This window comes from Atlantibacter sp. RC6 (assembly GCF_014193285.1).
Classification (GTDB): Bacteria; Pseudomonadota; Gammaproteobacteria; order Enterobacterales; family Enterobacteriaceae; genus Atlantibacter.
The window spans coordinates 95,777-109,872 of record NZ_JACHZE010000012.1 but is presented as its reverse complement, the minus strand read 5'-3'; the positions used below and the strand labels follow the sequence as shown (position 1 = coordinate 109,872).

Below are 14,096 nucleotides of genomic sequence, written 5' to 3'. Positions count from 1 at the left end.
CATGGCGCATTACATAAGCCTGTTTGTACGCGCGGTGTTTGTCGAAAACATGGCGCTGGCCTTTTTTCTGGGGATGTGTACCTTCCTGGCGGTGTCGAAAAAGGTGTCGACGGCGTTTGGCCTCGGCGTGGCGGTCACCGTGGTGCTGGGGATCTCCGTCCCGGTGAATAACCTGGTGTTCAACCTGGTACTGCGCGATGGCGCACTGGTGGACGGCGTTGACCTGAGCTTCCTCAACTTCATCACCTTTATCGGCGTGATTGCCGCGCTGGTGCAAATACTTGAGATGATCCTCGATAAGTACTTCCCGTCGCTGTACAACGCGCTGGGTATCTTCCTGCCGCTGATCGCAGTGAACTGCGCAATCTTCGGCGGCGTCTCGTTTATGGTGCAGCGCGATTATAACTTCAGCGAATCCATCGTTTACGGCTTCGGTTCCGGTATCGGCTGGATGCTGGCGATTGTCGCCATGGCGGGGATACGGGAAAAGCTGAAGTACGCCAATGTGCCAGCGGGTCTGCGCGGCCTGGGGATTACCTTTATCACCACCGGCCTGATGGCGCTGGGCTTTATGTCCTTCTCCGGTGTGCAGCTTTAAGGGATTGCTATGACAGAAATATTACTTGGCGTGGGGATGTTCACGCTGATTGTTCTGGTGCTTTCGGTGCTGATTTTGTTCGCTAAATCTCTGCTGGTTAACGCCAGCGATGTGGTGATTGAAATCAACGACGACGCCGATAAACAGTTCCGCGCGCCAGCGGGGGATAAGCTGCTCAACACCCTATCGAACCAGGGGATCTTCGTTTCATCCGCCTGCGGCGGCGGCGGCTCCTGCGGCCAGTGCCGTGTGACGGTGAAATCCGGCGGCGGGGACATTCTGCCCACCGAGCGGGCGCATATCTCGAAACGCGAAGCCAAAGAGGGCTGCCGTTTGGCCTGCCAGGTGGCGGTGCGCCAGGATATGAAAATCGAACTGCCGGAAGAGATTTTCGGGATTAAAAAATGGCAGTGCGAAGTGATCTCTAACGATAACAAAGCCACGTTTATCAAAGAGCTGAAACTGCGCATTCCTGAAGGTGAAGACGTACCGTTCCGCGCGGGCGGCTATATTCAAATCGAATGCCCGCCGCACGCGGTGAATTACGCCGATTTCGATGTGCCGCAGGAATATCGCAGCGACTGGGAAAAATTCAACCTGTTCCGCTTCCAGTCAAACGTGACCGAACCCTGTGTGCGCGCTTACTCCATGGCGAACTACCCGGATGAGAAGGGTATCATCATGCTGAACGTGCGTATCGCCACGCCGCCGCCGGGCGTACCGGATGCGCCGCCGGGGATTATGTCTTCTTATATCTGGTCGCTGAAGGCCGGGGACAGTGTGACCATCTCCGGGCCTTTCGGTGAGTTCTTTGCCAAAGAGACCGACGCTGAAATGGTATTTATCGGCGGCGGGGCAGGGATGGCGCCGATGCGCTCGCATATTTTCGACCAGCTGGTACGCCTGAAAACCAAACGTAAAATCAGCTTCTGGTACGGCGCGCGCTCGCTGCGCGAGATGTTCTACCAGGAGGAGTTTGAGCAACTGGCGCGGGATAACCCGAACTTTAGCTTCCATATTGCGCTGTCCGACCCGCTGCCGGAGGACAACTGGACCGGCTATACCGGCTTTATCCATAATGTCCTGTATGAAAACTACCTGCGCGACCACCCGGCCCCGGAAGATTGCGAGTTCTATATGTGCGGTCCGCCGATGATGAACGCTGCGGTGATCGCCATGCTGAAGGATCTCGGCGTTGAGGATGAAAACATCCTGCTGGATGATTTCGGAGGTTAATGATGCTGACCATTTTTATCGCCACCTTTGCTATCTTCCTGCTGGTGATTTTCGGCATGTCGCTCGGCGTGCTAATCAAACGCAAAACCCTCCAGGGCAGCTGCGGGGGCATCTCCGCGCTGGGGATGGAGAAGGTGTGTGATTGCCCCGAACCCTGCGATGCGCGTAAAAAACGTATCGCCCGGGAGGCCCGGCGCCAGAACCGCATTCTCTAATCTGAATCGCCTCCTTTCTGGAGGCGATGTCTTATCCGGCCCTTCTCAACTTGCCAAATCAGGCTGTATACTTATCCAGTGTTATTCCTGAGGTGGGCTATGCGCAAAATTATTCACGTCGATATGGACTGCTTTTTTGCAGCCGTGGAGATGCGCGACAACCCGGCGCTACGCGATATCCCCATCGCCATCGGCGGCAGCCGGGAGCGGCGCGGGGTCATCAGCACGGCGAACTATCCGGCGCGCAAATTCGGCGTGCGCAGCGCTATGCCGACGGGAATGGCCCTGAAACTCTGCCCCCATCTCACGCTGCTGCCTGGCCGCTTCGACGCCTACAAAGAAGCCTCCAACCATATCCGGGAAATCTTTCTGCGCTACACACCGCTGATTGAACCGCTGTCGCTGGACGAAGCCTATCTCGACGTCACCGATAGCCCACACTGCCACGGCTCCGCCACGTTGATGGCGCGGGAAATCCGCCAGACTATTTTTGATGAACTGCAACTCACTGCTTCTGCGGGCATCGCGCCGATCAAGTTCGTGGCGAAAATCGCCTCGGACTTAAATAAGCCCAACGGGCAGTGCGTGATCACGCCGGAAGAGATGCCCGCGTTTTTGAAAACCCTGCCGCTGTCGAAAATCCCAGGCGTTGGGAAAGTCACCGCCGGTAAGCTGGAACAGCTGGGGCTGGTGACCTGTGAAGACGTGCAGAAATGCGATCTGGCGTCACTGTTAAAACGGTTTGGTAAATTCGGGCGGGTGCTGTGGGAGCGCAGCCAGGGTATTGATGAGCGAGAGGTCAGCAACGACCGGCAGCGTAAATCCATCGGCGTGGAGCGCACCCTGGCCGAGGACATTCACGCCTGGTCTGATTGTGAAGAAATTATCGAACGCCTGTACCCGGAACTTGAACGGCGGCTTGCCAATGTTAAACCCGACCTGTTAATTGCCCGCCAGGGCGTTAAGCTTAAGTTTAATGATTTCCAGCTCACCACCCAGGAGCACGTCTGGCCGCGGCTGAATAAGGAAGACTTGCTCGCCACGGCGCGTAAAACCTGGGACGAGCGGCGCGCCGGGCGCGGCGTTCGGCTGGTGGGCCTGCATGTCACCTTACTCGACCCGCAGCTGGAGCGACAGCTGGTTCTGGGGCTTTGAATCTTACTTAAACAGGAGGCTGTGATGGTCAATGACGCGCCTGTTATTCGCCGCTATCATCCCCGGGATTTCCCAGATGTGGTGGAAGTGTTTCTCCGTTCGGTCGGCGAAGTGGCGGCCAAAGATTACAGCGAGGCGCAAACCCGCGCCTGGGCGCAAATTGATGAACAGCGCTGGATGGTTCGCCTGTCCCACGCCTGGACATTTGTCGCCTGTTATCAGGATGAGCTCGCCGGGTTTATTACCCTCGAGCGCGACGGCCACCTCGATTTGCTGTTTGTACATCCTGATTACCAACGGCAAAAAACCGCCACCGCGCTGTTGAATCGCCTGGAAAGCCAGGCCCGCGCCCAAAACATCGCCACGCTGTTTACCGAGGCCAGCATCACGGCGCGACCTTTCTTTGAACTGCATGGATTTAAAGTCATCACAAAACAGACCGTGGCGCTGCGCGGCGAAGAGCTGGTTAATTACCGGATGCAAAAATGGCTGGGCGAGGCGCTTACGCTGCTGGAATATCGTGAGCTGAGCGAATAAAAAAGGGCAACGTCGCGTTGCCCTTAACCTGAAACTTATTTCGCCGGAATGGCTTTCAGCAGTTCTGTGAGAAGCGTCCAGTACTGGCCGACGCTTTCAATATGAACCTGCTCATCCGGGGAGTGCGGCCCGGTGATGGTTGGCCCAATCGACACCATATCCATCTCCGGATACGGTTTCTTAAACAGACCGCATTCCAGACCCGCGTGGATCACCTGGATGTTCGGCGTCTTGTTGAACAGCTTCTGATAGGTTTCACGCACCAGCGCCATTACCGGCGAGCTGGCGTCCGGCTGCCAGCCGGGATAGCTGCCTTTGGCTTCGGTTTGCGCGCCCACCAGGCTGCCCAGTGATTCCAGCATGCCGACCACGTAATCTTTACCGCTGTCGATGAGCGAACGGATCAGGCAAATAATCTGCGCGCTGTCCTGCTCCATGGTCACCACGCCAACGTTCAGGGACGTTTCCACCACGCCTTTCGCCACGTCGGAATTACGGATTACGCCATTCGGCGTCGCGTTCAGCAGGCTGATAAACGCATCGCGGCTTTTCGCAGTCAGGGCGGATTTATCGGTGGTTGCGCTGTCCAGCAGCACCACCAGATTTTTCTCTACCATGGAGAGTTCGTTTTTCAGGATCTCCTGATAGTGGCTGGCGAGGTTTTTCAGCTCAGCGGCTTTGTCTGCCGGAACGGCAATGGTCGCGAAAGCTTCACGCGGAATGGCGTTACGTAGGGTGCCGCCGTTAAAGTCTACCAGACGCAGGTCCAGTTCTTTAGCGTGACCGGCCAGGAAACGCGCCAGCAGTTTGTTGGCGTTACCCAGGCCCAAATGAATATCGCCGCCGGAGTGGCCGCCCTTCAGGCCCTTCAGGGTCAGCTTGAAGGTTTCAAAACCGGCCAGAATCGCTTCGCGCTCCAGTTTCAGGGTAGTGATGAAATCGATGCCGCCGGCGCAGCCCATGTAGATTTCACCTTCTTCTTCAGAATCGGTGTTAATCAGAATATCGGCTTTTAACCAGCCCGGCTGCAAACCAAACGCGCCGTCCATACCCGCTTCTTCGGTCATGGTCAGCAGCACTTCCAGCGGGCCGTGGGCGACGGAATCATCCGCCAGCACCGCCAGCGCGGACGCCATGCCAATACCGTTATCCGCGCCCAGCGTCGTGCCGCGCGCTTTCACCCATTCGCCATCGATCCACGGTTGGATCGGGTCTTTGGTGAAGTCATGTTCGGTATCGTTATTTTTCTGCGGCACCATATCGAGGTGCGCCTGCAACACGACTGTTTTACGGTTTTCCATACCGGCGGTCGCCGGTTTGCGGATCAGGATATTGCCGACGCTGTCGCGCTCAGCTTCCAGTCCTTTCTCACTGGCCCAGCTTAAAATGTGTTCGGCGAGTTGTTCTTCATGATAAGACGGGTGAGGGATGGAGCAGATTTTGGCAAAAATATCCCACAGCGGTTGCGGGGAGAGTTGAGACAGTTCAGACACGTTAAGTCTCCTTGACGTTGGCCCGGCAAAAGGTGCTGCCGGTCACAGGTTTACCTGATGACGATGTACCACAAGCCAGGCTTGCGTGATGCCGTGAGCATACCACTTTCTGTTACGACATGTAGACCGCCTCACGTAAAAACCGCAGCGGATGCCGCACAGCACTGGTTTTTAGTGCGTCAGATCTCTATAATCTCGCGCAACCTATTTTCCCCTGAATACTTTTAAGCCGTTAAAAACAGGCCGGGACACTTCACATGAGCGAAAAATACATCGTCACCTGGGACATGTTGCAGATTCACGCCCGCAAACTGGCAAGCCGCTTGCTGCCAGCCGATCAATGGAAAGGCATTATCGCCGTGAGCCGTGGTGGTTTGGTGCCGGGCGCGCTGCTGGCTCGTGAACTGGGTATTCGCCATGTCGATACCGTCTGTATTTCCAGCTACGATCACGACAATCAGCGTGAGCTGAAAGTACTCAAACGCGCTGAAGGCGACGGTGAAGGCTTTATCGTGATTGATGACCTGGTAGACACCGGCGGCACGGCGGTCGCTATTCGTGATATGTACCCGAAAGCGCATTTCGTGACCATCTTCGCCAAGCCTGCCGGTAAACCGCTGGTGGATGACTATGTGGTGGACATCCCGCAGGATACCTGGATTGAGCAGCCATGGGACATGGGCGTGGTGTTTGTACCGCCATTGTCTGGCCGTTAATGCCAAACCCCGTTTTGCCTGATTGATATCAACGCCCGCTTGCCGGGCGTTTGTTTTTTTTAGCCCCTGACAGGCTACAATAGGGCCATTGAGCGTTATGGAGGCTGAACGACATGGCAAAAAATCTGAGCGAAACCCTGTTTAAACCCCGCTTTAAACACCCGGAGACGTCAACCCTCGTCCGGCGCGTGCATCACACCGGCCATCCCGCCATTCAATCCGCCCTTGATGGTAAAAATATTCCCCACTGGTACCGGATGATTAACCGGCTGATGTGGGTATGGCGCGGCATCGACCCGCGTGAAATCCTCGACGTGCAGGCGCGTATCGTGATGAGCGACGCCGAGCGCACCGATCCGGCGCTGTATGACACGGTGATCGGCTATCGCGGCGGCAACTGGATTTACGAATGGTCAAAGCAGGCCATGCTCTGGCAGCAGCGGGCAGGGCAGACGGATGATGAAGCGACCGCCGGCCGCCACTGGCTAAAAGCCTCTAACTTGTACAGCATTGCGGCGTATCCGCATTTAAAAGGCGACGAGCTGGCGGAACAGGCCCAGGCGCTGGCGAACCGCGCCTATGAAGAGGCGGCGCAACGCCTGCCGTGCAATATTCGCGAACTGGAATTCAACGTGCCGGGCGGTAGCCCTGTCAGCGGCTTTTTACACCAGCCGAAGGGCGACGGACCGTTCCCTACCGTATTGATGTGCGGCGGTCTTGACGCCCTGCAAAGCGATTACTTCAACCTGTTCGAGCAATATTTTGCCCCGCTGGGCATCGCCATGTTGACCCTTGATATGCCGTCGGTCGGCTTCTCCACCAAATGGAAACTCACCCAGGATTCCAGCCTGCTGCACCAGCATGTGTTGAAATCCCTGCCCGATCTCCCCTGGATTGACCACACCCGCGTGGCGTTGTTTGGCTTCCGCTTCGGTGCCAACGTGGCGGTGCGTCTGGCTTATCTCGAATCGCCGCGCCTGAGGGCGGTGGCCTGCCTGGGGCCGGTGGTACATCAGTTGCTGACCGACGCGGCGCTGCAAAATAAAGTGCCGGAAATGTATATGGACGTGCTGGCCAGCCGGCTTGGCATGTACGATGCGGCGGATAGCGCGCTGCGCACCGAGCTTAACCGCTATTCCCTGAAAACCCAGGGGCTGTTGGGACGCCGTTGCCCGACGCCGATGCTGTCAGGCTACTGGAAAAACGATCCTTTTAGCCCGCCTCAAGAGTCGCGCTTCATCACCTCGTCATCCTCGGATAGCAAACTGCTGGAGATACCCTTTAATCCGGTGTATCGGAATTTTGATAAAGCGTTAAAAGAAATTGCCGACTGGATTAACAAGCGATTTAGTTAATAGATTGCTAAATTCTAGTGATTTGGTAAAACAGTTGCTTCACCAAAGGAGATCGCAATGACGTTACCGAGTGGACATCCGAAGAGCAAGATGATTAAAAAGTTCACCGCCCTTGGCCCGTATATCCGGGAAGGGCAATGTGAAGACAACCGTTTCTTTTTCGATTGCCTGGCAGTTTGCGTCAATGTCAAACCCGCGCCGGAAAAGCGTGAGTTCTGGGGATGGTGGATGGAGCTGGAAGCGCAAGAGAAACGCTTTACCTATACCTGGCATTTTGGTCTTTATGACGAAGACGGTAACTGGCAGGCAACGCCGATTAAAGATCGCGAAGTGAATGACAAGCTGGAACAAACCCTGCGCGATTTTCACGAACGCCTGCGTGAACTGCTTGCGTCAATGGATCTCAGGTTAGAGCCGGCAGATGATTTTGCCGAAGCCAATATCAAACTCACCGCCTGATTCACTCCCCTGCTTTTCAACGCAAACCCCCGCTTGCGCGGGGGATTGGGTCGTTATTTGTGTTAACAACTTAGAACTGGTAATTCAGACCTAAAGCAACAACGTCGTCATTGTTGAGATGGAGGCCATTGTGCTTAGCCAACTGGTTGATTTTGTAATCCACAAACGTCGACATATTTTTGTTGAAGTAATACACCGCACCCACATCAATGTATTTCACTAAATTCACATCGCCGATGCCTTCAACGTCCTGGGCCCTGGACTGGACATAGCCCAGAGAAGGACGCAGGCCGAAGTCAAACTGATACTGCGCAACCGCTTCGAAATTCTGTGCCTTATTCGCGGCGCCAGCGTAACCGTTATTAAAATAAACCGGCGTCATATTGCGGGTTTCAGAATACATCGCCGCCAGGTAAATATTGTTGGCGTCGTATTTCAGCGCGGTTGCCCAGGCTTCAGCTTTGTTACCCTTGCCGTAACGCTGGATGTTTTGTCTGTCAGTACGCTCGGAATTGGTATAGGCGGCACCGATGCTGTAAGGGCTGCCCCCGAAGTCATAGGTTACTGCGGTACCGAAACCATCGCCGTTTTCGGTGCGGGCGCTGCGATTGTTATTCGTTCCCTGATACTGAAGGGTAGTATTCAGGCCATCAACCGCGCCAAAGAAATCGGTGTTACGGTAAGTCGCCAGGTTATTAGCGCGCTTGGTCATAAAGTTATCGACCTGACCAGAAGAGTCGCCGCCGAATTCCGGGAACATATCGGTCCAGGCTTCCACGTCATACAGTGCGCCCAGGTTGCGACCATAATCCAGTGAACCATAGTCCTGGAGTTTGAGACCTGCGAATGCCAGACGGGTTTTCTGAGTGTCAGTCGCGCCTTCTTCTTTATTACCCGCGAATTCCGCCTCCCAACGACCATAACCTGTCAGTACGTCATTAATCTGCGTTTCGCCTTTGAAACCGAAACGAACATAAGTTTTATCACCGTCTCTTGGAGAGTAGTCACTCAGGTAATGCATCGCTTTTACACGACCGTAGACATCCACTTTATTGCCGTCTTTATTGTACACCTCTGCTGCCTGGGCTGCGGAAGCGGTAACAATGCTCATCATCACTAATGCCAGTGTGCTTTTCTTCATTTTGTAATCCTTTTTATGAGTCCTTTTTATTACGACTCATCGTAGACGCCATTCCTCTATGCCACAGAAGGTATCTAAATGAGACGGAGAGAATTTTAAGCTGCCTGGCCGGTCTGGTCATGAATAAAAGTGAGATAATGTTTCTAAAAATGTCATTTTCAGAAATTTAAATAAATAGTGTATTAATAATCTTAATTTGTGATGTAATCATTAAAAATTATTTAAATTCAATGAGTTGAATTTTATTGCATTCAGGAAGCTATTTGCCCCCAGGGCGACAGGATGTTCAGAAAAGCAAAACCCCCGCTTGCACGGGGGATTTGGTAGCCAGACGTGAGTACTGCTTAGAACTGGTAAGTCATACCAACGGCAACGATGTCATCGTTATTGATGCCGAGCGCATTGTCGCTATCCAGTTGGTTGATACGGTAATCCACGAATGCGGACATGTTTTTGTTGAAGTAGTACACCGCGCCCACGTCGATGTATTTTACTAAATCAACGTCGCCGATGGTTTCAACGTTTTTGGCTTCAGACTGCACGTAGCCCAGAGACGGGCGCAGGCCGAAGTCGAATTGATATTGCGCAACGGCTTCGAAGTTCTGCGTTTTGTTAGCAAAACCGCCGGAGATTGGGGTCATGTTGCGGGTTTCGGAATACATTGTCGCCAGATAAATGTTGTTGGCGTCGTATTTCAGGCCGGTTGCCCAGGCTTCCGCTTTTTCACCTTTACCGCGAGGTTGCAGCTCTTGCAGATTGGTGCGATCGGAATTGGTGTACGCGCCGCCGATGCTGAATGCGCTGCCGCCGAAGTCATACGTTACTGCGGTACCGAAACCGTCGCCGTTTTCTCTGCTGGCGGTACGGCCTTCATTTTTACCCTGGTATTGCAGAGTGGTGTTCAGACCGTCAACCAGACCGAAGAAATCGGTGTTGCGGTAAGTCGCCAGGCCGCTGGAACGCTTGGTCATAAAGTTATCGGTCTGGCCGGAAGAGTCGCCGCCGAATTCCGGGAACATATCGGTCCAGGCTTCCACGTCATACAGCGCGCCCAGGTTACGGCCATAGTCGATAGAGCCGAAGTCCTGGAATTTAATACCGGCGAAAGCCAGACGGGTTTTCTGACCGCTGGTGCTTTCATCTTTGTTACCGGCGAATTCCGCTTCCCAGCGGCCGAAACCGGTAATCGCATCGGTGATCTGCGTTTCACCTTTGAAACCTAAACGTACATAAGTCATATCGCCGTCTTTCGCAGCGTAATCACTCAGGTAATGCATGGCTTTAACGCGACCGTATACATCCAGTTTGTTGCCATTTTTGTTATACACTTCAGCTGCCTGTACTGCTGATGCTGCTACAACGCCCATCACCACTAATGCCAACGTGCTTTTTTTCATTTTCAATCCCAATTTTTTATACGCGCTAAGTTTCGGACATTTGCCCCTTGAAAATCGGGATGAATCATAACGGCGCTGTATGAAAGATCTGTGACAGAGTGAGAAAAATTATAAAAAAGAATGAAACGATGTTTCTAAAAATGTTCAATCTTTGATTCCGGCTAAAATTCTCACGTTGCGCCGCACAATGTTTGGGGATTTAAAACGGGGCAGTTGGCAAGTCGCCTGACTCCTGTTACAACGTCTTTCTGATTGTTCTTTTACTAATTTTTGTTGAAACGGCAGAGAATCATGAGTGACAGCCAGACCCTGGTCGTAAAACTAGGGACCAGTGTCTTAACAGGCGGATCGCGCCGCCTGAACCGCGCCCATATTGTGGAACTGGTGCGCCAGTGCGCCCAGCAGCATGCCGCAGGGCATCGCATTGTTATTGTCACTTCCGGGGCCATCGCCGCCGGGCGTGAACACCTCGGTTACCCGGAGCTTCCCGCGACCATCGCCTCGAAACAGCTTCTCGCCGCAGTGGGGCAAAGCCGGCTGATCCAGCTCTGGGAGCAACTATTCTCCATCTATGGGATCCACGTTGGGCAGATGCTGCTGACCCGCGCCGATATGGAAGATCGCGAGCGCTTTCTCAACGCGCGCGACACCCTTCGCGCGCTGTTGGATAACAACATTGTCCCGGTGATCAACGAAAACGACGCCGTTGCCACGGCGGAAATCAAGGTTGGCGACAACGACAATCTTTCCGCGCTGGCCGCTATCCTGGCCGGGGCCGATAAACTGCTGTTGCTGACCGATCAGCAAGGGCTGTTTACTGCCGATCCGCGCAGCAATCCCCAGGCGGAGCTGATCGCCGATGTCCACGGTATTGATGACGCATTGCGCGCCATTGCCGGCGACAGCGTATCCGGTCTGGGCACCGGCGGGATGGGCACTAAACTGCAAGCCGCCGATGTGGCCGGGCGCGCCGGGATTGAAACCGTGATCGCCGCAGGCAGCAAGCCGGGCGTAATTGGCGATGTTATCGAAGGGCTGCCGGTGGGCACCCGTTTCCATCCGCAACAGTCGCCGCTGGAAAACCGTAAGCGCTGGATTTTCGGCGCGCCGCCAGCAGGTGAAATCAGCGTTGATGAAGGAGCGCAGACGGCAATTCTGGCGCGCGGCAGTTCTCTGCTGCCGAAAGGCATCAAAACCGTGACCGGTAATTTCTCGCGTGGCGAAGTGATCCGCATCCGCAACCAGGAAGGACGCGACATCGCTCACGGCGTCAGCCGTTATAACAGCGACGCGCTGCGCCGCATCGCCGGGCATCACTCCCAACAAATCGATGCCATTCTTGGTTATGAATATGGCCCGGTCGCCGTCCATCGCGACGACTTAATCCTCATCTAAGGAGCCTGCAATGCTTGAACAAATGGGTAAAGCGGCGAAAGCGGCTTCTTACCAGCTGGCGCTGTTATCGAGCCGCGAAAAAAACCGCGTGCTGGAGAAAATTGCCGATTATCTCGAAGCCCAGTCCGACGCGATCCTCAGCGCTAACCAGCAGGATCTGGCCGAAGCCAAAGCCAACGGTTTGAGCGACGCGATGCAGGACCGCCTGGCCCTGTCGCCGCAACGTCTGCACGCCATTGCTAACGATGTGCGTCAGGTGTGCAACCTTGCCGATCCGGTCGGGCAGAGCATTGACGGCGGCGTGCTCGACAGCGGCCTGCGTCTGGAGCGCCGCCGGGTGCCGCTTGGCGTGATCGGCGTGATTTACGAAGCGCGCCCCAACGTGACGGTCGATGTGGCATCGCTGTGCCTGAAAACCGGCAACGCGGCGATTTTGCGCGGCGGTAAAGAGACCTGGCGCACCAATGCCGCCACGGTAAACGTCATCCAGCAAGCGCTGGAAGAGTGCGGCTTACCGGCGGGCGCGGTTCAGGCGATTGAAAGCCCGGATCGCGCGCTGGTGTCGGAAATGCTGCGTATGGATAAATACATCGACATGCTGATACCGCGCGGCGGCGCAGGCCTGCACAAGCTGTGCCGCGAGCAGTCCACCATTCCGGTGATCACTGGCGGTATTGGCGTTTGCCATATATTCGTTGATGAGAGCGCGGAAATCGATGCGGCGCTGAAGGTCATCGTTAACGCCAAAACCCAGCGCCCAAGTACCTGCAACACGGTGGAAACCCTGCTGGTTCATCAGGGGATCGCAGCGCGTTTCCTGCCGGCGTTGAGCGAGAAAATGGCCGCCAGCGGCGTGACGCTGCATGCGGACAGCAACGCGTTTGAGCAACTGAAAAACGGCCCGGCGCAGCTGGTGGCGGTAAAGCCTGAAGAGTATGACGATGAGTTTTTATCGCTGGATATCAACGTCAAGCTGGTCACGGACATCGACGGCGCAATCGCCCATATTCGCGAGCATGGCACCCAGCATTCCGATGCGATCCTGACGCGCACTCTGCGCAACGCTGACCGTTTCGTCAACGAGGTGGATTCATCGGCGGTTTACGTTAACGCCTCGACGCGCTTTACCGACGGCGGGCAGTTTGGCCTGGGCGCGGAAGTGGCGGTCAGCACCCAGAAACTGCACGCGCGCGGGCCGATGGGCCTGGAAGCGCTGACCACCTATAAATGGATTGGCTACGGCGACGATACCGTTCGCGCCTGACGAAAAAGGGTGATGCTCAGGCATCACCCTTTTTTGGCTGCCCCCCTTCCAACTGCTCCTGCTTGCGAAACGCGCTGGGCGACAGACCAACCGCGCGATGAAAATCCCGCGAGAAATGCAACGGATCGTTATACCCCACCTGAACCGCAATCCGGCTGATGCTTTCCTGGGTTTCCACCAACAGTCGCCGCGCCTGAGACAGCCGGTAATTTTTTAACCACTTCAACGGGCTTTGGTTGAAGGTGGCCTGGAATAAGCGGAACAGCTGCGATTTACTCACCTGGCAGTAGTGCATAAATTTCTCGATATCCCAGTCATCGTTGTAATGGCTGTGGATCTGGTACAGCAGTTTGCCCAGCCCGCGATGGGTGATTACCTGCGACTGCGTGGCATCGTGGCTGCGATTTTCCAGCAGGGTAAATATCAGCTGGCTGCACAGCATATCGCAGTGGGCATCGGTCACCAGGGTATAGCTGTTCATCTGGTCAAAAATATGGTGATAAATTTCAACGATCTTTTCCGGCTGCCCGAACTGGAAAACCGGACGTTGAGGAACATCCATTATCTGCATGATATTGTTGAGTTTTGAACCCTCAATCCGCAGCCAGAGGATTTCCCACGGCGACTGTGGGTCGGGGTAATGCTCATGCGGCCAGCGCACCGGCAGCCAGGCGAGTTGCCCTTCACGTACCGGATAAAGCCGGTCTTCAATGCGAATAAACCCCGCGCCGCGCAGGCAAAACAGCAGCTCGTGGCCCACCACCGACTGACGGTGAACGTGGAAATCTGCGGCGGTATCGATATGCCCGGCGCGCAGGATCCGGTAGTTCATCAGTGTCGAAAACTCGTCGGAAGCGCGATACCAGTTGGCGAGCACTCGGGTGCGTTGTTTTTGCTTTTGCATAGCGGCCTGGTGTGTTATCTGTCCTTTTCCCCCGTGATGGTGGCATTTTTAGCCGTCCATTACGCAGTTGATTATGCGCAATTTTTGACCTGACTCACATTTCCATTGACATGGAAATTTCATCCATGTTCCAGAGAATTTTGCCTATCACGCTTATCCGCCATCCTGCCTAAAGTAACCACATCTTCACTGCGCACTTACAGGTTTTTTACTTATCAGACAGGAGCTGTC

Annotated in this window: 14 protein-coding genes; 10 read left to right on the top strand and 4 right to left on the bottom strand. The window is 54.9% G+C overall.

All coding sequences use genetic code 11. From position 1 onward, the window contains the following. Position 1 precedes the first annotated feature (1 nt). The 5 genes from nqrE to FHW74_RS20620 all read left to right on the top strand — a co-directional run bounded on the left by nqrE (position 2) and on the right by FHW74_RS20620 (position 3,741). Positions 2-598 (top strand): NADH:ubiquinone reductase (Na(+)-transporting) subunit E, encoded by a 597-nt coding sequence (nqrE, locus tag FHW74_RS20640; RefSeq protein WP_125295130.1) that lies wholly within the window; start codon positions 2-4, stop codon positions 596-598. A 9-nt stretch (positions 599-607) separates the two neighbouring features. Beyond that, entirely contained in the window at positions 608-1,834 is a 1,227-nt protein-coding gene (gene nqrF, locus FHW74_RS20635) for an NADH:ubiquinone reductase (Na(+)-transporting) subunit F (RefSeq protein ID WP_183172184.1), read from the top strand. Between the two features lie 2 nt (positions 1,835-1,836). After that, positions 1,837-2,049: a (Na+)-NQR maturation NqrM gene (gene nqrM / locus FHW74_RS20630; protein WP_183172204.1), complete on the top strand. Its 213-nt coding sequence runs from the start codon at positions 1,837-1,839 to the stop codon at positions 2,047-2,049. Between the two features lie 99 nt (positions 2,050-2,148). After that, positions 2,149-3,204: a DNA polymerase IV gene (gene dinB, locus FHW74_RS20625; RefSeq protein ID WP_125295127.1), complete on the top strand. Its 1,056-nt coding sequence runs from the start codon at positions 2,149-2,151 to the stop codon at positions 3,202-3,204. 24 nt (positions 3,205-3,228) lie between these two features. Further along, positions 3,229-3,741 (top strand): GNAT family N-acetyltransferase, encoded by a 513-nt coding sequence (locus FHW74_RS20620; protein ID WP_183172183.1) that lies wholly within the window; start codon positions 3,229-3,231, stop codon positions 3,739-3,741. Between the two features lie 35 nt (positions 3,742-3,776). On the opposite strand, the gene pepD is transcribed toward FHW74_RS20620, so the two are convergent. Beyond that, a complete protein-coding gene (gene pepD, locus FHW74_RS20615) occupies positions 3,777-5,234 on the bottom strand; it encodes a cytosol nonspecific dipeptidase (protein ID WP_183172182.1) in 1,458 nt (485 codons plus the stop codon). A 257-nt stretch (positions 5,235-5,491) separates the two neighbouring features. Between pepD and gpt the strand changes: the two genes are divergently transcribed. The 3 genes from gpt to crl all read left to right on the top strand — a co-directional run bounded on the left by gpt (position 5,492) and on the right by crl (position 7,764). After that, positions 5,492-5,950 carry a xanthine phosphoribosyltransferase gene (gene gpt / locus FHW74_RS20610; RefSeq protein ID WP_183172181.1) on the top strand — a complete coding sequence of 153 codons (459 nt, stop codon included), beginning with the start codon at positions 5,492-5,494 and terminating at the stop codon, positions 5,948-5,950. Positions 5,951-6,063: 113 nt separating this feature from the next. Further along, positions 6,064-7,305 carry an esterase FrsA gene (gene frsA, locus FHW74_RS20605; RefSeq protein ID WP_183172180.1) on the top strand — a complete coding sequence of 414 codons (1,242 nt, stop codon included), beginning with the start codon at positions 6,064-6,066 and terminating at the stop codon, positions 7,303-7,305. A 57-nt stretch (positions 7,306-7,362) separates the two neighbouring features. Then, complete coding sequence (gene crl / locus FHW74_RS20600) at positions 7,363-7,764, top strand: sigma factor-binding protein Crl (protein ID WP_183172179.1); 402 nt, start codon at positions 7,363-7,365, stop codon at positions 7,762-7,764. Between the two features lie 70 nt (positions 7,765-7,834). Here crl and phoE (FHW74_RS20595) read toward each other — a convergent pair whose 3' ends face one another. Together phoE (FHW74_RS20595) and phoE (FHW74_RS20590) are read right to left on the bottom strand one after the other, a co-directional pair. Continuing rightward, complete coding sequence (gene phoE, locus FHW74_RS20595) at positions 7,835-8,905, bottom strand: phosphoporin PhoE (RefSeq protein WP_183172178.1); 1,071 nt, start codon at positions 8,903-8,905, stop codon at positions 7,835-7,837. Positions 8,906-9,249: 344 nt separating this feature from the next. After that, positions 9,250-10,302 carry a phosphoporin PhoE gene (gene phoE / locus FHW74_RS20590; RefSeq protein WP_183172177.1) on the bottom strand — a complete coding sequence of 351 codons (1,053 nt, stop codon included), beginning with the start codon at positions 10,300-10,302 and terminating at the stop codon, positions 9,250-9,252. Between the two features lie 291 nt (positions 10,303-10,593). Between phoE (FHW74_RS20590) and proB the strand changes: the two genes are divergently transcribed. Together proB and proA are read left to right on the top strand one after the other, a co-directional pair. Continuing rightward, a complete protein-coding gene (gene proB, locus FHW74_RS20585; RefSeq protein WP_125295120.1) occupies positions 10,594-11,697 on the top strand; it encodes a glutamate 5-kinase in 1,104 nt (367 codons plus the stop codon). 10 nt (positions 11,698-11,707) lie between these two features. Then, positions 11,708-12,961 (top strand): glutamate-5-semialdehyde dehydrogenase, encoded by a 1,254-nt coding sequence (proA, locus tag FHW74_RS20580; protein ID WP_183172176.1) that lies wholly within the window; start codon positions 11,708-11,710, stop codon positions 12,959-12,961. Between the two features lie 16 nt (positions 12,962-12,977). Here the strand turns inward: proA and FHW74_RS20575 are convergent, their stop codons facing one another. Then, complete coding sequence (locus FHW74_RS20575; protein WP_183172175.1) at positions 12,978-13,865, bottom strand: AraC family transcriptional regulator; 888 nt, start codon at positions 13,863-13,865, stop codon at positions 12,978-12,980. Positions 13,866-14,096: the final 231 nt, after the last annotated feature.

Bases quoted from the DNA above. Each gene is read 5' to 3' on its own strand.
- nqrE (WP_125295130.1), top strand. From the start codon at position 2: ATGGCGCATTACATAAGCCTGTTTGTACGCGCGGTGTTTGTCGAAAAC.
- nqrF (WP_183172184.1), top strand. From the start codon at position 608: ATGACAGAAATATTACTTGGCGTGGGGATGTTCACGCTGATTGTTCTG.
- nqrM (WP_183172204.1), top strand. From the start codon at position 1,837: ATGCTGACCATTTTTATCGCCACCTTTGCTATCTTCCTGCTGGTGATT.
- dinB (WP_125295127.1), top strand. From the start codon at position 2,149: ATGCGCAAAATTATTCACGTCGATATGGACTGCTTTTTTGCAGCCGTG.
- FHW74_RS20620 (WP_183172183.1), top strand. From the start codon at position 3,229: ATGGTCAATGACGCGCCTGTTATTCGCCGCTATCATCCCCGGGATTTC.
- gpt (WP_183172181.1), top strand. From the start codon at position 5,492: ATGAGCGAAAAATACATCGTCACCTGGGACATGTTGCAGATTCACGCC.
- frsA (WP_183172180.1), top strand. From the start codon at position 6,064: ATGGCAAAAAATCTGAGCGAAACCCTGTTTAAACCCCGCTTTAAACAC.
- crl (WP_183172179.1), top strand. From the start codon at position 7,363: ATGACGTTACCGAGTGGACATCCGAAGAGCAAGATGATTAAAAAGTTC.
- phoE (WP_183172178.1), bottom strand. From the start codon at position 8,905: ATGAAGAAAAGCACACTGGCATTAGTGATGATGAGCATTGTTACCGCT.
- phoE (WP_183172177.1), bottom strand. From the start codon at position 10,302: ATGAAAAAAAGCACGTTGGCATTAGTGGTGATGGGCGTTGTAGCAGCA.
- proB (WP_125295120.1), top strand. From the start codon at position 10,594: ATGAGTGACAGCCAGACCCTGGTCGTAAAACTAGGGACCAGTGTCTTA.
- proA (WP_183172176.1), top strand. From the start codon at position 11,708: ATGCTTGAACAAATGGGTAAAGCGGCGAAAGCGGCTTCTTACCAGCTG.
- FHW74_RS20575 (WP_183172175.1), bottom strand. From the start codon at position 13,865: ATGCAAAAGCAAAAACAACGCACCCGAGTGCTCGCCAACTGGTATCGC.